Source organism: Saprospiraceae bacterium (assembly GCA_016714025.1).
GTDB lineage: Bacteria > Bacteroidota > Bacteroidia > Chitinophagales > Saprospiraceae > Vicinibacter.
The window spans coordinates 230,967-251,527 of record JADJOB010000002.1 but is presented as its reverse complement, the minus strand read 5'-3'; the positions used below and the strand labels follow the sequence as shown (position 1 = coordinate 251,527).

The window sequence follows — 20,561 nt, the reverse complement described above, 5'->3', positions numbered from 1 at the left end:
AATGTAATAAGTCTATTCGAATCAAATCGCTTGAGAATGCTTTGTATCTTGCAAACCCTTCATGAAAAAGACCTTTGCAATTAATATTGTCTTATTACTTGGCTTGAATTTGTTTGTTAAAGCCATCTACCTTTTGGGGATAGACCGTCAATTTCAATTGGTTTTGGGTACGACGGATTATGGTTTATATTATAAACTACTCAATTTTACTTTGTTATTTCAGTTCATCAATGATTTTGGAATTCAAAATTATACCAATCGTTATGTAAGTCAAAACAGAGCCAACATTGAAAATAATTTCAATCAATTAATAGGTCTAAAAATCATACTTTCTTTTTTGTACACAATTTGTATTGTACTGATTATCCTGGTTTTTGATTATGAAAAGATCCAAATTGCATTAATTCTGCATTTAGTATTCAATCAGATTTTAATCAGTGCGGTATTTTTCATTCGATCGGTAATTTCCGGATTAGGTTATTATAAAACGGATAGTTTCTTTTCCATTTTAGATCGGGTCTTGTTGATTGTTTTTGGGGCTTTAATTTTGTGGTATCCTGAATTAAAACAGTATTTGAGTATTCAAGGATTTGTTTGGATTCAAACCGTTTCGATTGGCTGTTGCTTGGTTCTTGCTCTTTGTTTTTTGTTATTTAAGGGGATTCGGATAAACTGGCCGACTTTCCATTTTATGCAGTTGAAGCCCATTATAAAGGCTTGCATTCCATTTAGCCTGATTTTTTTATTTAGTACGATCTATAATAAGTTGGATGTGTTATTAATAGGCAAATGGCTTGAAAATGGTGATGAACAAGCTGGAATTTATGCGGCCTCTATGCGTATTTTTGAAGCATCCAGCATGGTTTCTCTTGCATTTGGAAGTTTATTGCTGGCAATGTTTTCAGTTTTATACAAGGATGAAGAAAAACTGACAGAGTTATTAAAAATGGCTTTGAATTTATTGTTTGCATTTACAATTGCATTGGTTATGAGCAGTTGTTTTTATGCAAAGGAAATCATGAATTTACTATACAATCAAAACAACAATTATTGGGAGTTTATTTTTTGTTTAGTAATGCTTTCTTTTTTACCAGCGAGTTTAAATTATATTTTTGGAGCCTTATTTCAAGCAATACACAAAGAGCGGCAATTGTTTTTATTTTACATGTTGGCGGGTATTATTAGCTTTATATTAAATGTTTACTTGATTAAAAGTTTACAATTGATTGGAGTAGCATACGTCACGGTCATTACGCATAGTTTTTTGTTTGGTATTCAAATCATTTACTTACAGCAAAAACAAATCATCCATTTAAAATCAATCTTTTGGTTAAAAATGATTTTTCTAATGCTCATGGCCTATTGTGTAAGTTCTCTCTTAAAATCCAATATTGACGATTGGCGTATTGGAATGAGCTTATCTTTGGTTGGGATCCTTTTCCTGGCAATCTTATTAAAGATGATAGATTTACGCGATTTTATACGCTTAAAATCGGAAGTCCAATCATTCTAAAGGCCTGAATATCAATACAATAATTTAAATTTTAAATTTGTTTTGTAATAAAAGACAGCTCCATTATATTTGCAGCCCCTATTGAATTCGGGAGATTAGCTCAGCTGGTTCAGAGCATGGCGCTAGAAGCGCCAGGGTCAAGGATCAACGGAGATAAAATAAAAAGGGAGATTAGCTCAGCTGGTTCAGAGCATCTGCCTTACAAGCAGAGGGTCACTGGTTCGAACCCAGTATCTCCCACAAAACAAAAGCCACCTTAAAGGTGGCTTTTGTGTTTTAGGAAAAAGGTATAAATTAAAATCACCCATTTCACCAAACAATTCATACTTTTGGTCGCAACCTTTGAGTTTTAAGATTTATTTTCAAACAAACAAACAAACAAACCAATTATGAAAACAAATGTCATTTTGTTTCTATTGCTACTTTTTAGTGAGCTATGTCTGGCGCAAAACCGACAGATCACAGGAACCGTTCGATCTGCCAAAGATCAAACCCCATTAGTAGGTGCAAGTGTATTAATTAAAGGTTCAAATACCGGAACTGTCAGCGATATTGATGGAAGTTTCCGATTGGAAGTAGGGACCAATGCAACTTTAATTTGCAGATATATTGGCTATGTAAGTCAGGAATTGGCAATAAATAATCAAACAAGTATTGAAATCCAACTTGCTGAAGATCTTCAGTTGTTATCTGAAATTATCGTGACAGGGTACGGAACACAAACAAAAAGAGATTTGACCGGTGCAATTTCTAAAATCCGACAAACAGATGTTCGTGACATCCCTGCAAATAGTGTTGAACAGTTGTTGCAGGGAACTGCAGCAGGAGTGCAAGTGAATGCAGGATCAGGAAAATTAGGTCAGGCTATGCAAATCAGGGTCCGCGGTAATTCATCTGTATCTGCGTCAAATGAACCACTTTATGTGGTTGATGGAATTCCAATTACCACAGCAAATTTATCTGCCACTGGTTACGGTGCAACCAATTCATTGGTTGATTTAAATCCAGAAGATATCGAATCCGTCGAAATTTTAAAGGATGCTTCTGCAGCTGCTATTTATGGTTCAAGAGGCTCTAATGGCGTAGTTTTAATTACAACCAAGAAGGGGCATGAAGGAAAAACATCTATAAATTTTACGATTCAATCCGGTTCTGCTGAGGCTGCCAAAAAAGTTAAATTTTTAAATGCAGCACAATATGTAGATTACTATACAAAGGCAGCTGCAAACTCAGATCGCATAGATGGGATTGATTCAAATGATCCAGATTCTTATACCAGTTATATTAAAGGATTTTTTGATGCCATCAGTGCAGGTACATATGGGACAGCCGATCAGGCGGATACTCAATGGGACGAGCTTGGATTTCAAAATGCTCCTCAAACCCAGGTTGATTTAAGTATTGACGGGGGCAATGCAAAAACTAAATTTTATACTTCGGGGCAATATCTGGATCAAACTGGAATTATGAAAGGAAATCAATTAACCAGATTTTCCGGACGAATTGGAGTAGATCATGAAGCCAATGCCTATTTGACCATTGGATTAAATATGGGTCTGAGTCGTTTAAAAAATAAGCGTATCAGCTATGATAATAATTTTGATACGCCGTTGCAAATTATCGCTTTGACTCCTTTGACTCCACTTAAGGATCCATCAACTGGATTATTAATTGGCACACCACCGGGTGATATTAATCTCCCACTTTATTATAATCCATTAATTAATATTGGAAACGCTTTTCATGATGCGATTATACATCGAAATCTAAGCAGTGCGTATGCAGCTTTAAAAATATGCAAAGGATTGACTTTCCGTTCCGAATTTGGAATTGATTTATTAAATCAGCAAGAAGAATCATATTTTAATAGTAAAACGCAAAGAAATCAAGGTCAGGAATTTGGATATGGTTTTAATCAATTTAACCGTGTTGAAAATTATAATTTCAATAATTTTTTAAATTATCAAAAGGAATTTGATATTCATCAATTGGATTTGATCCTGGGAACTTCTTATCAACAATCAGAATTGCAAAGTAATAATGTATCTGGATCAAATTTTCCATCAGATGCCTATAAAAAAATATCCAGTGCTGCTGAAATAATTGGTGGCACATCAACTGAAACTAATTTTAGATTTGTTTCTTATTTTGCTCGGGCGAACTATAAGTTGATGAATCGTTTTCTTGCAAGCGTAAGTGGACGAGTGGACGGTTCTTCACGATTTGGTGCAGATAACCGCTATGGTTTTTTCCCAGCTGCATCACTTGGATGGGTGGTATCGGATGAAAGCTTTATGAGTTCAGTTAGTCCGATTAGTTTTCTTAAGATTCGCACAAGTTATGGCCGTACCGGAAATGCAGAAATTGGAAATCTCCCACAGCTGGGTCTATTTTCTGGTGATGCAGGGTATGGTGGACAAGCAGGTCAAAGGCCTTCGCAATTGGCCAATCCTGATTTAAAATGGGAAACTACAGATCAGGTTGATTTAGGCATCGACTTTGGCTTTTTAAAAGATCGTATAACCGGGGAGCTTGATTTATATAGAAAATCTACCAGTGGATTATTATTAAATGTTAATGTTCCTGCAACAACAGGATTTACCAGCCAGGTAAAAAATGTTGGTAAATTAGAAAATAAAGGCATTGAATTTGTGCTGAATGCAGTTGTGTTGGATCGACCTAATTTAAAATGGATTGCTGGTTTCAATGTGGCAGCTAATCGGAATAAAATAAATGACATTCAAGGTCAAATTATTGAAGCTGGATTTAATAGTATGAGTCGTGCAATGGAAGGTCAGTCAATGTGCACTTTTTTTACTGCGGAATATGCTGGTGTTGATCCAACAAATGGCGATGCATTGTGGTATAAAAACACATTGAATCCGGATGGTAGTTTAGATCGGACAAAAACTGCGGATTATTCAGAAGCGCAACGAGTTGTTATTGGCAGTGCACTTCCAAAATGGATTGGTGGAATTTCAAGTACATTAAAATTTAAACGGTTTGAGTTAAATATGTTATGGAATTTCGTTCAGGGTAACCTTATTAATTTTTATGGCATCGGACAATATGCTTCGGCAAATGGACTCTATGAAGACAATCAAACCATTGATCAATTAAATTCATGGACCATTGAAAATCCAAATACAGATATCCCAGAAGCACGATTGTATTATACTAACGGATCTGAAGCCTCCAGCCGTTATTTAAAAGATGGTTCCTTTTTGCGCTTAAGAAGCGCTAGTTTGTCATATAATTTACCTGCCAGTTTAAGTAGTAAAGCAAGAATTCGCAATGTAAGATTATTTATAACGGGATTAAATCTGATCACTATAACCAAATACCATTTTTGGGATCCGGAGGTCAACTCAGATGCCCTAAGCAATAATAATATTGCACAGGGTTATGATTTTTATACCGCTCCTGTTCCTAGAACAATTGTTGGTGGAATTAATTTACAATTTTAAAAAATTTACAAAATGAAAAATTTTATAATAGTTGGATTTATATGTATTGTATTTGCATCCTGCGATAATCAATTGGATGTAAAACCAAGTCAGGAAATAGATGAGAACGCAGCGTTGAATACGGCACAGGATGTAAAAGTGACATTAATCGGTGCTTATAACTCCTTATCAAATGAAAATGTTTATGGTGGCGGTTTTCAATTGATTTCTGAACTTGTTGGTGATGACCGAGAAGTTGTTTTTGGTGGTTCATTCTACGAATTATCTGAAATGTGGCGTAAAGAGTTGACAACTGGAAATGATTTAGTAAGCCAAACCTGGATTGAGGCATATAAAGCTATTAATCTCGCTAATAATGTTTTATCGGCACTTGATAAACTGGATGCGGCAGAGCGAAATCAAATTGAAGGTGAAGCACGATTTATTCGCGCGGTTACTTATTTTGGTTTGGTAAATGTATTTGCAAAAACATGGAATGATGGAGACAATCTTTTGAATCCAGGAGTACCATTAGTTACCAAGCCAACACGAGTCATCTCTAAGGATGATTTTATTGCCCGGTCTTCAGTTGCAGCAGTGTACGATCAAATCCTGGAAGATTTATTGGCTGCCGAGCAATTGTTAGCTGATCAAGAAGCTGGCGCAAATTCAGGATTTGCATTAAAAACTGCAGCAACAGCATTTTTGGCAAGAGTGTATTTAATGCAAGGAAATTATTCTGCATGCCTGGAAGCAAGCAATAAAATTATAGAATCAGCTAAACATAATTTATCTCCGTCTTTTGATGAATTATTTGTGGATGCGAGTGTCGGACAGTCCAATGAAAGTATTTTTAAAATATTAGTTACCGCACAAGATGGAATCAGTGGTTTAAATACCTACTTTGCTTCTGCAGATTTTCAGGGAAGGGGAGATATTCGGATTCAAAACAAACATTTCGGATTGTATGAGTCTGATGACCCAAGAGGTAAATTCTTTTCCGAAGCCAGTATGCGCTTTTTTACCAATAAGTTTAATGATTCAAGAGGTGATGTTGTAATTGTCCGATTGGCTGAAATGTATTTAAATCGGGCAGAATGCAATTTTCGTTTAAATTCAAGCATCGGAGCAGCTCCGCTCGATGATCTTAACGCAATTAGGGAACGTGCCGGTGCAACTAAATTGGATGTGAGTCAGCTAGATCTAAACCGTATTTTAGTTGACCGTAAATTGGAATTGTGTTTTGAAGGAAACTTACTTTTAGATAGTAAGCGAAACCATTTTAAAATTGATGACCTCGAATACAATGACCCAAGATTGGTTTTACCTATTCCGCAGCGAGAAATTGATACCAATAAAGCATTGCGACAAAATGAAGGGTATTGATTATTTATAAGATGCATAATCATTTAAATGCAATATGGCATAATTAGCAATTATTGAATTCTTTATTATTAGAATATAAATACATCTTGTAAGTAAGAATTCAACATAACTTTCTATATAGCTCATTGTATTTTTGATTTGAGTACCAGGATAGTTTGGTTTATTTAATTGCTTTCTAAAAGAGTGAATTAAATGAAATTGGTTTTTATTGTATCAATTTCCAAATAAACATCGGGACTTTCATCGTTTAATAATTCTTTTAACCTGTTGATTTCCATCGTCTTTCTGGACAACAAGAATGTAAATACCGCTATCCAATGTTTCTAAATTTATTTTTGTGATTGGATTGTCTATATGCCCTTGATGCATTAGATGTCCATCTATGTTAAGTATTTTGAAGCAAGTAAAATTAGAATTGTTTGAGTTTAGTTCAATTTTGCTATGAAACGGATTAGGAAATAATTTAATTCCAGGTTCATTTGAGGCTTCATCATTTTCAGTAATAAAACATATTAATGGGGACATCGGATAAATTAAATTGCCTTTAATGTAAAAGCATAGAAGTACATCTGCATAATCCGTTTCACAAAAATTAAAATGATTAATGAGTCCAAATTGACTGCCAATTCCTTCAATCCAATATTCATGTCCCCAAATTGGTTGGTCTTTTATCATTAGTTTCAGTCGTTTTCTGAGTTGTCCGTCATTCAGTTTTATAGTATCTATCTCGACGACTTGTAAGGTGCAAAATTGCGGAATTTTAAAAGTATCCTTAACTTTCAAACTAAAATCATATAGCAGTACTTCTGCGGCTTGTTCACTTTTGTAGTAGATTCGTTTAAGAGTATCTTCCCGAAGCATTCCATTCTGATACTCCCATTGTGTATTTTGTTTGTCGTATGAATAATAAATCTTGCGATATCGAAGTCCATTAACCAGTGTGTCATCTAGAAGTCTAATGGCGTACGATTTGTATTCTGGCGAAAATGTTGGATATATGGCTACATTCCATTGATTTTCTTTACTAACTAAAACTTGAGCATGTAATCTTGAATTCGTAATAAACGACGTCAAACAAAGCAAGTGTATACACGTAAATACCATCTTATGTTCTGTTAAGTAGTAAAATATTTGCTTCATGTCTTTAAGAATTTATAGGTTTTAGAAATATGTGTTTTCATGTCCTGGATTTTTAATAGGTAGATGCCGGCTGGAACTTGGCTTACATTGCATTTTAAAGGCAGGAGCATTTCTTTAAATTCCAGAATTTTGGATGATTTTAGATCAGTAATTGTAATTGATACAGGTGATGAGAAAGAATCGCTCTCAACAACCAGTTCATTTGCAACAGGATTGGTAAACCGAACTTCTGAAAATGGCTGCTGTTTAGGAAAGTCAATTTTTGTCAAAAGTTGAAAACTATCGCAAGATGGAAGGATGCAACCGTTTCGATCGGTGTGAACGAGCCAATTGTCGGTGTTGTAAATTATTCCAGCTTCTTGGAACGGTTTAATGCTTCCACAAAAGACAAAATCTCCATTTTCCATTTCAAGGCCATCATAAAAATGACTGTATCCATTTATCGAAATTGTATCGTTGTAACTTTTTTCCCATAGAATTTTCCCATCTGAAGCTATACGAACCACCCACCCACTTAAAACATATTTGTTAACTCTGCCAGAGCTCTCCTTCTCTCCGACCAGAATGATATCCCCATTTGATGCTTCAAATAGATTGATGATTCGTTTTGGATATTTGCTGTAAAAAATTTGAAGCCATTCAACATTTCCCATGCTATCCATTTTATAAACCATTGGCTGCCTAGGAAATGTATCGTTAAAAAAAACTTCTATTTCTTGATGCCACAAGCCTACCCATCCATTATCACGCGTTGGTTTTACATGCTCTAATCCTAAATCATAATAGCCTGCATGGGTCCATGGAAGGTGAAAGTTTTGTATGTTCCTGCCACTGGGATCAAATTTTTTTACCATTCCTCTTACAATTCCGTTGTTATTAAAGTAGGTTTTACTGGCAATAAAATTACCATCTAAGGTTGGTCTGAATCCAGTTAAATCTTCATACTTATTTTTATCAGTATCAGTAAATTTATGAACCACTTCAAAATTTTTATCCATATACCATATTTCTGTGGAATCATACCCTTTTATATTCCTATCATGCCAATACAATACATTCATATAGAGCAAATCCTGGTGGTGATTCATAACGATAGGAGAGATTCGTTTGCTATAGGGTCCCAATTCTTTCATATGAATCAAGTTGCCATTTAGGTCAATTTTATACAATCTCATAACATAATTTGGATTGTATTCAGGCGTAACACACAAATAAATAAATTGATCATCAGCCGTCACGCACTCTTCAAATAAGGGCCCAACACTGTCTAATTGAATTCTCCAAATGAGGTCTAAATTTTTATTAAAACACAGTAGGCCAGAGCAGCCTACTGTGTTTTGATGGCAATAATTAGCGGAAAAGACCACATATCGATCACCTGCTTTTGTAATATTCCAGGCAATGTCATTATCTCCCTCAAAATCAAAATGTCGACTAAAATAGTTTTGTCCTTCTACATTTTGGATGAGTATAAGGATTGAAAAAATATGTGGAATGAGTATTTTCATTTGTCTTAGTTTAATTTTGTTTTACAATAAAACGAATTTTACTTGTTATATTTCCTCTTGAATCGAGAAGGTTAAATATATAGATGCCATTTGGGAATTTTTCAAAGTTCAATTTCAAATTTCCGCTATGATCCAGGTTACCAGTTTTGATTTTTATACCTAACAAATTATAAATCTCAAAACGACTCGCTTTAATTAATTTATTGTTATACTTAACATTCAAAATTCCACTGACAGGATTTGGAAATAATTCCAATTGATTTTGTTCATTTAGCGATGTTTTATTATTTCGTTCATTTAACGGTATTGAAGAAGGTGAATAAATTCCAGCTTGTGATTTTCCTGTATCCAGAGCAAGTAACGCTTTGGCATATATTCTGTCAGGTGATTTTGAATCAGCCATATGTTTTAAGTTTTGAAAATCAATATCATTTGGCTTGAAATTCCATTTTTCCCGAAGTCTCTTGATGTTTGTTAATTGTACATTTTTAAATGTAGTTAATTTTTCATTACTCGCTAGAATATTTCTCAATAATTCTTCTGCCTGCTCAAAGTTTTGAATCATTAAATATAAACCAATTGTAAGTCTTAGTTCAAATTCTGATTGTTCTGGATTTAACAATTGAATTGCTTCCTGATACAAGTTTGATTCCAAAAGAGTTGAAATGGTATCTTTAATTAATGAATTTAAATTATTAGTTGCTAATTGAAATTCATTTTGGAGAGTCGTATTTTGTGGATATAAATTTAGCAGGCTACTCACAAAATATATTTTAGATCTTGCTTCGGTTATACTCAATGTAGGTACAATTTGTTCTTCTTTGTTATCGGAACAATTTATTGAAGTATTGACCTTAATTTTATGTAAATAGTAATTATTGAACCCCCCATCTGATAAATTATCACTTGGTGTTTCACAATAAATGTCATGTGGATCACAATATAAAGCTCCGGGCTGTTGCCTTGAAAAGTAATCAAATACACTAAATGGAGATGGCACATAAATATCTACTTTCGATTGTAGGCAGTTATTGGCTACTCGCGAATTGTCACCTTGCTCAGATCTAATACTAGCACCTGGATTAACCACCACACCTATGTCAATGTTTTCAGGAAAACAGTTATCAAGAAACTGTGTTTGAAAATTTATATCTCTGAAGAGAATTCCATTTTCATGTTTGTCAAATTGGTTGCATTTAATCAAATTATGATCATCTCCACTTGCATCAGATACCACAGCCAATGGAATATTTCTAAAACGATTATTTTCAATTCTGTAATGACAGGATCCTTCAATAATAATCCCATTACCAGTAGCATTGAATAAATCGTTATTAATAATATTAACTCGATCAAGACCATTTCCAGAAGCACAATAGATGTGCCTGGTGTTATTCTTAAAATAATTTGGATTGCTGTTGTTTTGTCCTATGTCTAAGTTCCCTTTATAAAATAAGGTGTTATACGATTCTATTCCAGTTGGGAGATTCCAAAATTGATTGTGATCGTAAATTTTAGCACCAAAGTCAACTCCAAAAATTCCTGCGACATCTAAAAATCGAAAGGTGTTGCGGTTGAATGTAATGTCATTGCATTCCCAGATAGTAACTCCTACCGAATTATCTACATAATTTCCACTTTCGCTGAATGTGCAATTGATAAATTTACTTTTGTTGGGATAAATGTATTTCATGAATTCTACACCGCGGCGATTGTCTATGAAGCTGCTGTTTTCGCAATAAATCGCACCTCCAAAATGTGACCAGGCGACTGATCCACCTTGGGCCCACGCTCCTGTTGATATTGCAGTGCGCGCATGCTGTATGGTGGCACCATTAATTACTTGTACAATACCTGCGTCGTTGATCCCATTAATTCCATTTGCCGGGTCTGGTTGTAATTTACTCGGGTTTCCCCATACCTGGATGCCTGGCCAAAAACCATCCGGACACAAATTCGTTAAAAGAGCTCCATCTACCGTGAGTTTTGCGCCGCGCCGAACTTCCACATAAGCTTCCGTACTGAATCGCGCTTCACAAGTAATGATCAGGCTTGCTGTAGGCATGACAATTACCGGGCGATCAATAATCATCAAATGATCCCAGGTGATTATTGAACCTGCTTCAATAATTAAGGGTTCAGTTTGTGTTTCGCAAAATGTTAAAAACGGGCAATTTTTGGAAATTGCATTGTTATAGGCTGTTCCCCATTGACACATGCTCAATGATTTTAAAGTAGGCGCATAATTCATGATATTGGTGCTGTTTCCATTCCATGAACAACAGCCATAAGCTGGACCCCCACAAGTTGTTGTTCCCGGTCCACATTTGCATTCTACTGCCGGATTGATGTCTTTACAAGGATTGATTATGGAAAATGAATGACACAAACCTAAGGTGTGTAAAAATTCATGGTTTAGTAGTTGAGCAAAAGCCCAATGACCAAATTTTGGTTGCACGGAATTTTTCCAAACATGATAATAGGCACCTATGGTAGTTAAACGTGTGCAACAACCGCTTTGACCGCAGGCAGTTCCTTTTAATTCGTCGTTGGGACCTCCGTTAAACATTACTATGTTCATTACATTAGGATATGGAAAAACGTTGGGTTCTTGATCCCAATACCAAATACCGCCATACAGGTCAGCTGGTTCGTTTGGATTGGTATAGAGTACATAGCGTATCCTGGAATCTCCAATTTTATGGCTTAAGCCGGATGGACTTGGAATTAAATTTTTAAAATCATTGTTTGCATGATTTACCATCAGGTGACCATAATAGTTTCCATCCTTCAGATCTCCGTTTGAATTTCCCGGATAAAAATTGCCGTAGTTGCCTTTAATGTAATGAATGTTGATATAAACAATCACTTCTGGTAAAGCATCCATTTCTTCCTGGCTTAAATCACCAAACGGGCAATTCGAAATTTCAGATTCTTGAATGGCAGATCCTTCAGGAAGGCATTCAAAATCAAAAGATTGTCCAAATAAATTGCAATGCACAAGCAGCCACATTAAAGTGGAAATTAATAAGTACTTCATTTTTTTAGGGTTTAGTGTTAATTTAAATAAATATCATAAGGTCGAACCAATAGGCAAACGATCTTAATTCAAATCTAATGCAACTTTGTATTTAGATTTATGCCAACTTATTTAGCTTGCATGAGTTTTTATTGAAACTGCTAATTTGTTGATTTAATAAGAAGAATTACAAACACGTTAAGATGTATATCATTGAAACGCCAAGATTAAAACTTCTAGCCTGCGACCTGCAAATGGTTTCGCTTCTGATTGAAGATGTAAATCGTTTTGAATCCGTTTATGGATTAAATTTAGTGGATCAGTGGACCTCTTTTGGAACGGATCCATTGAATTATACCTTGAAACAGCTAGCAGATCCTACTCAAGCGAATTGGTGGACCTATTTACCCGTATTGAAATTACAAAATTTGATAATTGGAACCTGTGGTTATAAAGGAAAACCAGATGATTTAAATCGGGTTGAAATTGGCTATGAAATTGCCCCATCTTTTCGTCAGAATGCTTATGGATTGGAGCTTGCACAAGCCTTAATACAGGATGCATTTCAAAATCGACAGGTAGATTGCATAGTGGCACATACATTGCCTCACGAAAATGCTTCCACTGCAATCCTCAAACATTGCGGTATGCAATTTATTACATCTGTTGAAGATCCAGAGGATGGTTTAATCTGGAAATGGGAATTGCAAAAAACAGATTGGTTGAAAAAACAGCCAAATTAATCCTTCACAAATACAATATTTACACAAGGCGCAATTACCGTACCATTGGTCGTTCCAGGAAACGCATTGCAGCCATTGGGTCCGCATATTTCTTCATTGAATGAAATGATGCTTAAATTGTCTTTTGTAATCGGAAAGGAAAATGCATCGCCATTTAAATTGCGCACTTTAAAAAACACATCTGCAACAATTGCTACCCCGAGATCCGCACCAGAACTAACATTGACATCGGTAATGTCACCAAAAAATTCACCCCCTTCACTAGTTGACTGAATGCTGGTTTGCGCGATTATGGTTTGCGTTGTCAAATTATATAATTTAACTTTGAATGTATTAATAGCGGGTACTTTTATCCCAAGCTTTGTAATTTTTCCTGTTTTCAAGGGTTTGAAACGAAATCCATATTCCCATATCGCAGCACCATTGCGAATGGTATCAATAGAGGTGCCGCTTTGGGATAAAAAACTAAATAAAGGCATTTCTTCTTTTGATTCGGAATCTTTTGTGCAACTAGTCAAAAGCAGAAAAATTGAAAATAATATAAGGAGTTGTTTCATGAGATCATTTTAATTCGGTAAATTTAAAAGAGTCCTTGCATTCTTTAAAGCTGTTTTCATAGAAATCGCTTCAAACATAGCATAAGAATTAAACCAATTGATATATTGATTCACAGTGTCTGTTTGATTTTCAAAGTACAAGGCCCGTTGCGTTTTATTGGAAAGGATTGTTGGAAAACTTAAGATTAAATCCGTGTCATCAATAATAAAGCAATCATATCCAATGGTTTTTTCCATATATTGGACGTAGCGGTGAAAGTAAATATCAGATCCCTGATCCTGAAATATTTTAAAACGTCGTTCGGTTGATTCAATAAATTGTTGGTTGATGTCATCTTTATTGATACAGATGACAATATCAAATTGAACCGGAACACCTGCGTCTGATTTTCTTCGTAATATTTCAGCAACCCGTTCATTCCAACTATCAGGTGCTTTGGGTGAATTTGCATAGACCACTGAACGGATATTTGTTTTAGCTCGTTCGGTTAATTGCAATGATAAATTATAAATCTCATGATAAGATTCAATAAATTTATATTGTCGGTAGGTTGAAATATGTGTATCTATTGAATTTAAAATTTCATTTTGATTTTCAAGGGCTTGATCAATTCGTGAAATATCCAATGCGCGCTCCAATCCAAGTACAACACAAATCAATCCGATACAGGAATAATAGATTCCTTCATTAAACTTATGAATCTGATCAGCATATTGTTGAAAGATACTTGAAGACGCCTGGTCCAATATGGTACCTAGTAATAATAGAATACCTAATAATAAAATTGAATAAGAAAGCAGACCTCGTAAGGAGGCATTTACGGTTGTAAATAATTTCTTTTTAATCTGACTTCGCTCTGTTTTTATCATGGCTTAGCTAAAATGCGTATCATTTGGTTTTTCCAAAATTAGGGTATTTCATGTACAAGCAAGGATTTTTTTTTATTGCATGTATAAATGATTTATAATAACTGATTTAGCAATACATACTGCTATTTCTAACTCTTTGCGTGACTTTCAGAATTTAATCTTTATTTTTGAATTTTAATTTGTAATATGAAAACAGCAGAAGTATTATATACCGGTGATTTGCGTACGCAGACAACCCATGTTCGAAGCGGACAAACATTTATAACGGATGCTCCTGTTGATAATCAGGGGAAGGGAGAAGCGTTTTCACCTACCGACCTGGCAGCAACTTCTTTAGCTTGTTGTATGATTACCACCATGGGAATTGCTGCAAAAACGCATGGAATTAATATGGTTGGAGCCCGGGCGGAAGTTTTAAAAATTATGGCCAGCGATCCGCGTCGGATTGCCTCTATTGAAGTTGACATCTATATGCCAGATCTTGAATTCAGCAATAAAGAAAAAGTAATTCTTGAGAAAGCTGCAAATGCATGTCCAGTGAATCGCAGTTTGCATCCGGATTTAAAGGAAGTTCTGCGCATTCATTGGTCCTAAGAGGTTTTTTTAATGAATCCCCTTGCTATACAATTACCTGCTTCAAAGAGCATTTCCAATCGGCTGCTGATTATACAAGCCTTGTGTGCTACTAAATTTCAAATTGATAATCTTTCTGATGCAGATGACACCATCGATTTACAACGTTGTCTGAATGAAGTTGAATCTGATAAATTAAACGTAGGGGAAGGGGCCACAACCTTGCGATTTTTGTTGGCATATTTGACGCTTTTAAATAAATCGGTTATACTGGATTGTGGTCAAAGCTTGAGAAAACGACCAATACATGAACTCATTAAGGTATTGGAGTCTCTCCATTGTGAATTTTATTTTATTGAGGGAGATTTCAAATTGCCATTAAAAATTATAAAGGGAATTTCTGAACCTATTCCGGATCTTTTGAAAATTGATGGATCCTTAAGCAGCCAGTTTATTTCTTCAATTTTATTAATTGCACCCTGTTTGAATAAAACATTAAGTATTGAAGTCACAGGGAATTTAGTATCAGCGACGTATCTAACCATGACCATTCAGTTGATGCGTGATTTTGGAATTAAGATATTGCAGGACCGTTCGTTGATTACCATTTATAAATCAAATTATGTTGGAAAAGAATATCGTGTTGAGTCGGATTGGAGTGCAGCTGTTTTTTTCTATGCCTTATTGGGTTTGCAAGAAAAGGCTTGTATTTATTTTTCTGGTTTGAGAAAATCCGGATTGCAAGGCGATGAAACATTAATCACTTTTTTTGAATGGTTTGGCTTGAAGTCAATATGTATTGAAGATGGAATCAGACTCGAAAAATTTAACATAGAAATTCCGGGTTCAGTAGCCTTTGATTTTACAAATTGCCCCGATCTATTTCCTGCTATAGCAATCTTTTGTGCTTTGAACAAGGTAAATTGTTATTTTTCCGGTTTGCAACACCTGCAATTCAAAGAATCAAATCGGCTGGATATCATTTCCAGGTTTCTGGAATCTCAACATGTGCGCATTATCAGACCCACTCAGAATGATGGTATTTATTATTTTGAAATGGCCGCTATTCAATTTAATCTTGAATCAGCATATTCATCCTACATGGATCATCGCATCGCCATGGCATTTAGTCTGATAAAGTGGCGTTATCCAATTGAGATAGAAAATCCGGAAGTTGTGTCAAAGTCATTTCCGAATTATTGGGATGAATATAGAAAATTTGAATTAGCATTTTCTAACTAACTTAATTAGCAAACTTAATAATTAATTCTGCCAGCAAATCGCAATTTACCCGTTCGAGGGGATGAGGAGTATCTGGTAGTATTTGAAGATTACCATTTCCGAGATTTGAAACTGCATGATTAGTTTCTGAAACGCTTACCATTTTATCTTTATCACCCAGACATATCAAAACAGGTATACGGATTTTTTTCAATTCTGCATCTGGTAATTCTTGATTTTTACCCAGACGCAACATCATCTCAGCAGTATTATTGACTAACCGTTTCCAGGAACTTCCATGTCTTTGATATAGTAAATCGCAAAAAGCTGGAATTTGAATTTCCATTTGTTCAGGATTGAGCATGCGGGATTCCTTTTCTGATGATTCAGGATTCCAATCAAATTTTGTTGCCAATGTGATCACTTTAGCAATTTTATTTGGAAGTTTACTTGCATGATACAATGCAACATAACCTCCCATGCTGTAACCAAAAACAATCGGATCAGAGATTGCATGTTGTGTTATGAATCGATCTAATTCCAGGGCCATGTGCTTTATATCTAATGCGTCTAAAGAGGCTGCTTTACTACCATGTCCATCAAATTCTAGAATGTAAACATTAAAATGTGATTCTAAAGCAGTCTGTAACTCCTTCATTTGAGATGCAGAACCCAAAGCACCGTGAAGTAGGATGAGGTTTTTCATTTTGTAAAATTAAAAAGAAGTATTCAATTGGGAAATTGAGAATTAGGAATTAAAAGTTAAGAATTAAGAATTATGGGAGCGTAGTGGACATCATTCTTATTCGGTGTGCGAATTGCGGTTGAAATAATTTGAAAGCTTGTTTTGGAAAGTATTTTTGCTTTGATTTTTGTTTTTGGAGCGACCCTACTATTTAGAGTGGACTGCAATTAGGAAAAATGGATAGTTGATAAAAATAAAAGGAAGTTTTTATGCTAAAATTTACCGATTTAAATCAATTTTAAAAAATAGAACTTTTGCTTGTACTTTTGCAGGCATGTCCGATAAACCACAATTCGCAATAGCCATTCACGGTGGTGCAGGGACCATTTTGAAATCCAGTATGACCCCAAAACTTGAAAAGGCCTATCATCAAGTTTTAGAAAGAGGAATTAATCGCGCTTATAAATTATTAGAGAGAAAAGCAAGTGCCCTGGATGCAGTGGAAGCTGCAGTAAAAATATTGGAAGATGCGTCTTTGTTTAATGCTGGAAAGGGATCTGTTTTTACTGCAAATGGAAAGCATGAAATGGATGCATCAATAATGGATGGAAAGACGCTGGATGCAGGTGCTGTTGCCTTATTACAACGAATTAAAAATCCGGTTCAATTGGCCCGAATGGTCATGGAACATTCAGGTCATGTTTTTTTGGCTGGAAAAGGCGCAGAAGATTTTGCATTAAAAATGGGATTGAATAAAATGGACGCTTCCTACTTTTATACTGAAGCCCGATATCAACAATTGCTACTGGCTAAAAAAGAAGATAAAGTACTTATGGATCATGTGGATCGTAAGTTTGGTACAGTGGGTGCTATTGCTTTGGATCAATTCGGAAATCTTGCAGCAGCTACTTCAACCGGAGGAATGACAAATAAAAAGTTTGGAAGAATCGGTGACAGTCCAATGATCGGAAGCGGAACCTATGCTAACAACAAAAGTTGTGCGGTTTCTTGTACAGGTTCTGGTGAGTATTTTATCCGTATGAATGCGGCGTTTCACGTTTCCGCTTTGATGATGTATAAAAAGTGCAGTCTCGAAAAGGCCTGTAAAGAAGTAGTTCATAACCTACTGCCATCAATTGGAGGCGATGGCGGACTCATTGCAATTGATAGTACAGGCGCTATCAGTATGTGCTTCAATACAGAGGGTATGTATCGTGCTTGCAAATCCAGTTCCGGAAATACGATTATTGGAATTTATAAATAAATATTTTGCTGCTAGTTGTTTTTATTTGTGCATTTATTATGGGAGTCAGTCTAGGTTTGCTGGGTGCCGGGGGAGCTGTATTGACCATTCCAATTTTTGTATATCTCGTCCATATGGATGCACAAGTTGCAATATCCGGTTCGCTATTTGTTGTTTGCGTAATTAGTTTATTGGGTGGACTTAGTTATTATAATAAATCGCAGGTAGATTTTCGATCAGTGGTTTTATTTGGAATCCCATCCGTTATCATGGTATGGTTGAGTAGGACATTTTTATTGCCATGGATACCGGATCCTATTTGGAATTCGAATGATTATTTCATTTCAAAATCTTCATTTCTTTTAATTTTATTTAGTGTATTATTATTTTTTGCTGCTTATCGAATGCTGAGACCTCCAGTATTAGAAGCAAGTAATGCAAATAATTCCAAAAGTTATTTCTTTATATTATTTAATGGGATCCTTCTTGGAATTATTACAGGAATCCTTGGTGCCGGGGGTGGTTTTCTAATTGTTCCTGCTTTAGTTTTATTGCAAAAACTGGATTTTAAAAAATCGGCAGGAACTTCCTTAATTATTATCAGTATTAATACCGGAGTTGCATTGATTTCTAAAATTCAAAGTCTTGCCTTGTTAGAATGGCCATTTGTTTTAGCATTCACCGGTATGGCAATTTTAGGGATGTTTGGAGGTACTAAACTTTCACAATTTTTGAGTTCGGATAAGCTAAAACCACTATTTGCCTATTTTATTTTGGCAATGGGTATTTTTATACTTATAAAGGAATTGTATTGAACTTTTAAGCCTTTATTTACGTTATCTTTTTTATGGCAGTTTTTCGATTTTCATATTTTTTGTAAATCAAGTTATATAAATGCCTCATTTACAATATTGATTTCAATGTTTAAAAATATTTTGGCTCTCACAAATGTTTATTTGAAAAATTCCCCTCCTAATTATTTTTGGAATATTTAGAGTAGTTTTTCAGCAGGCATCTATTGGAGCTAAATTTTCTAAAATTTGTTTTAATTATTTTAATCCGTTACTTATGCGATTCAATTTATTATTAAGTTTTTTATTGATCAATTTTCTGGTAGCTTGTAAAAACGATTCAATGGGTCAAGCTACACCAAAATCAATAGCAGAGCAAATTGCTAAAGATCCAGGCATCATGGTCGATGTACGAACACCCGAAGAGTGGAATTCCGGACATCATCCAAGAGCCATTCATGCTGATTGGGATGGTGGCCAATTTCAAATAGAGGCCGCTAAATGGGATCCCTCAAAAACATATTATTTATATTGCGCTGCAGGGGGAAGAAGTTCTGCGGCTACAGATTATTTGAAAGGCAAGGGATTTAAAAAAGTTTATAATTTGGGTGGATATAACCAAGTTAAAAATCTGAAGTAATCTGATACGTGCAGAAAAATTCTTTTAATATACATACAACCCATAAGCTCCAAAACCAGGAGCCTGAGAAAGCTATCATCGTGGGATTGATTCTACCCGATCAAAATGAACGGCAAGTAACAGAGCATTTGGATGAGTTGGAGTTTTTAGCGCAGACTGCCGGTGCTGTGGTTATTAAACGATTTACGCAGCGTTTGCCTGCAATCAACAGCCATAGTTTTATAGGTTCTGGAAAAATAGATGAGATTAAAAAGTATATGGAGCATTTTCCGGCAGACATGGTCATTTTTGATGATGACCTAAGCGGAAAACAACAAAATCATCTGGAGTCAGAATTGAAAGTCAAAATTATTGACAGAAGCTTTTTGATTCTCGACATTTTTGCAAGTCGTGCACAAACAGCTCAAGCGAAAACACAGGTTGAACTCGCACAACTGCAATACATTTACCCAAAGCTTCGGGGCATGTGGACGCACTTGGAACGTCAACGTGGTGGTATCGGAATGCGCGGTCCGGGTGAGCAGGAGATTGAAACAGATCGCCGGATTGTAAAAGAAAAAATTAGTTTTCTAAAAAAGAAACTTGAAAAAATAGACCAGCAAAGTGTAACCCAGCGAAAGAATCGCGATGAAATGATGCGGGTATCCCTGGTTGGTTATACCAACGTAGGTAAATCCACTTTGATGAATGTGTTGAGCAAGTCGGATTTGTTTGCTGAAAATAAATTGTTTGCAACATTGGATACCACCGTCAGAAAGGTGGTTTGGGAGGCTATGCCTTTTTTACTTTCAGATACCGTTGGGTTTATTCGGAAACTTCCACACCATTTGATTGAAAGTTTTAAATCCACGCTGGATGAAGTCAGAGAATCAGATATTTTATTGCATGTAGTTGATATTTCTCATCCTCAATACCAGGACCATGTACAAACAGTACTGAAAACTTTAGAAGAGTTGGGGGTAGGTGACAAACCAAGTATTTTAATATGCAATAAGATGGATGCATATAGAGAACATTATTTCGATGCCTTGCTGGATGCAGAAACTAAAAATGATTTGGAAAACGAATTAAAACGTTCTATTGAAAATGCCTATAAGGTTCCGGTTATTTTTATTTCTGCAAAGACCCAGGAAAATATTGAAAAATTACGTTCTTTATTGAAAGACCATATATCCAGACAATATCTGATTCGGTATCCTTATAGAAGTAAAACCTGGTAAGGCAAG

At 35.3% G+C, this 20,561-nt stretch carries 16 protein-coding genes and 1 tRNA gene; 11 read left to right on the top strand and 6 right to left on the bottom strand.

All coding sequences use genetic code 11. The annotated features are described in order from the left end of the window. Positions 1–61 precede the first annotated feature (61 nt). The 4 genes from IPJ80_04355 (at position 62) to IPJ80_04340 (ending at position 6,345) form a co-directional block, all read left to right on the top strand. Positions 62–1,513 (top strand): oligosaccharide flippase family protein, encoded by a 1,452-nt coding sequence (locus tag IPJ80_04355; protein MBK7912711.1) that lies wholly within the window; start codon positions 62–64, stop codon positions 1,511–1,513. A gap of 165 nt (positions 1,514–1,678) precedes the next feature. Beyond that, a tRNA-Val gene (locus IPJ80_04350) sits at positions 1,679–1,753 on the top strand. A gap of 149 nt (positions 1,754–1,902) precedes the next feature. Beyond that, on the top strand, positions 1,903–4,980 hold the full coding sequence (locus IPJ80_04345; protein MBK7912710.1) for a TonB-dependent receptor: 3,078 nt from the start codon (positions 1,903–1,905) through the stop codon (positions 4,978–4,980). A gap of 12 nt (positions 4,981–4,992) precedes the next feature. Continuing rightward, entirely contained in the window at positions 4,993–6,345 is a 1,353-nt protein-coding gene (locus tag IPJ80_04340) for a RagB/SusD family nutrient uptake outer membrane protein (GenBank protein ID MBK7912709.1), read from the top strand. A 240-nt stretch (positions 6,346–6,585) separates the two neighbouring features. Here IPJ80_04340 and IPJ80_04335 read toward each other — a convergent pair whose 3' ends face one another. From IPJ80_04335 to IPJ80_04325, 3 genes are read right to left on the bottom strand one after another with little or no spacing between them, the layout of a single operon-like run. Next, on the bottom strand, positions 6,586–7,485 hold the full coding sequence (locus IPJ80_04335) for a T9SS type A sorting domain-containing protein (protein MBK7912708.1): 900 nt from the start codon (positions 7,483–7,485) through the stop codon (positions 6,586–6,588). Further along, positions 7,482–8,993 carry a T9SS type A sorting domain-containing protein gene (locus tag IPJ80_04330; protein ID MBK7912707.1) on the bottom strand — a complete coding sequence of 504 codons (1,512 nt, stop codon included), beginning with the start codon at positions 8,991–8,993 and terminating at the stop codon, positions 7,482–7,484. The genes IPJ80_04335 and IPJ80_04330 overlap by 4 nt, the downstream gene beginning before the upstream one ends. A 10-nt stretch (positions 8,994–9,003) precedes the next feature. Further along, the gene (locus tag IPJ80_04325; protein MBK7912706.1) at positions 9,004–12,033 is read right to left on the bottom strand and encodes a T9SS type A sorting domain-containing protein; all 3,030 of its coding nucleotides are present in this window, start codon (positions 12,031–12,033) and stop codon (positions 9,004–9,006) included. 182 nt (positions 12,034–12,215) lie between these two features. On the opposite strand from IPJ80_04325, the gene IPJ80_04320 reads away from it, so the two are divergent. Then, positions 12,216–12,755 (top strand): GNAT family N-acetyltransferase, encoded by a 540-nt coding sequence (locus IPJ80_04320; protein ID MBK7912705.1) that lies wholly within the window; start codon positions 12,216–12,218, stop codon positions 12,753–12,755. On the opposite strand, the gene IPJ80_04315 is transcribed toward IPJ80_04320, so the two are convergent. Continuing rightward, complete coding sequence (locus tag IPJ80_04315; protein MBK7912704.1) at positions 12,752–13,312, bottom strand: hypothetical protein; 561 nt, start codon at positions 13,310–13,312, stop codon at positions 12,752–12,754. The genes IPJ80_04320 and IPJ80_04315 overlap by 4 nt on opposite strands. Positions 13,313–13,321: 9 nt before the next feature. Continuing rightward, positions 13,322–14,182, bottom strand: coding sequence for a hypothetical protein (locus tag IPJ80_04310; GenBank protein MBK7912703.1), 861 nt, complete (start codon positions 14,180–14,182; stop codon positions 13,322–13,324). 186 nt (positions 14,183–14,368) lie between these two features. Here IPJ80_04310 and IPJ80_04305 point away from each other — a divergent pair, with 186 nt between their 5' ends. Both IPJ80_04305 and IPJ80_04300 read left to right on the top strand, forming a co-directional pair. Then, entirely contained in the window at positions 14,369–14,776 is a 408-nt protein-coding gene (locus tag IPJ80_04305; GenBank protein MBK7912702.1) for an OsmC family protein, read from the top strand. 12 nt (positions 14,777–14,788) lie between these two features. Continuing rightward, a complete protein-coding gene (locus IPJ80_04300; protein ID MBK7912701.1) occupies positions 14,789–15,997 on the top strand; it encodes a hypothetical protein in 1,209 nt (402 codons plus the stop codon). 1 nt (position 15,998) lies between these two features. On the opposite strand, the gene IPJ80_04295 is transcribed toward IPJ80_04300, so the two are convergent. Then, on the bottom strand, positions 15,999–16,682 hold the full coding sequence (locus IPJ80_04295; GenBank protein MBK7912700.1) for an alpha/beta hydrolase: 684 nt from the start codon (positions 16,680–16,682) through the stop codon (positions 15,999–16,001). Between the two features lie 313 nt (positions 16,683–16,995). Between IPJ80_04295 and IPJ80_04290 the strand changes: the two genes are divergently transcribed. The 4 genes from IPJ80_04290 (at position 16,996) to hflX (ending at position 20,555) form a co-directional block, all read left to right on the top strand. After that, complete coding sequence (locus IPJ80_04290; protein MBK7912699.1) at positions 16,996–17,925, top strand: isoaspartyl peptidase/L-asparaginase; 930 nt, start codon at positions 16,996–16,998, stop codon at positions 17,923–17,925. Positions 17,926–17,930: 5 nt separating this feature from the next. Beyond that, positions 17,931–18,719 carry a sulfite exporter TauE/SafE family protein gene (locus IPJ80_04285; protein ID MBK7912698.1) on the top strand — a complete coding sequence of 263 codons (789 nt, stop codon included), beginning with the start codon at positions 17,931–17,933 and terminating at the stop codon, positions 18,717–18,719. A 253-nt stretch (positions 18,720–18,972) separates the two neighbouring features. Next, on the top strand, positions 18,973–19,335 hold the full coding sequence (locus tag IPJ80_04280; GenBank protein MBK7912697.1) for a rhodanese-like domain-containing protein: 363 nt from the start codon (positions 18,973–18,975) through the stop codon (positions 19,333–19,335). Positions 19,336–19,343: 8 nt separating this feature from the next. Beyond that, entirely contained in the window at positions 19,344–20,555 is a 1,212-nt protein-coding gene (gene hflX, locus IPJ80_04275) for a GTPase HflX (GenBank protein ID MBK7912696.1), read from the top strand. Positions 20,556–20,561 lie beyond the last annotated feature (6 nt).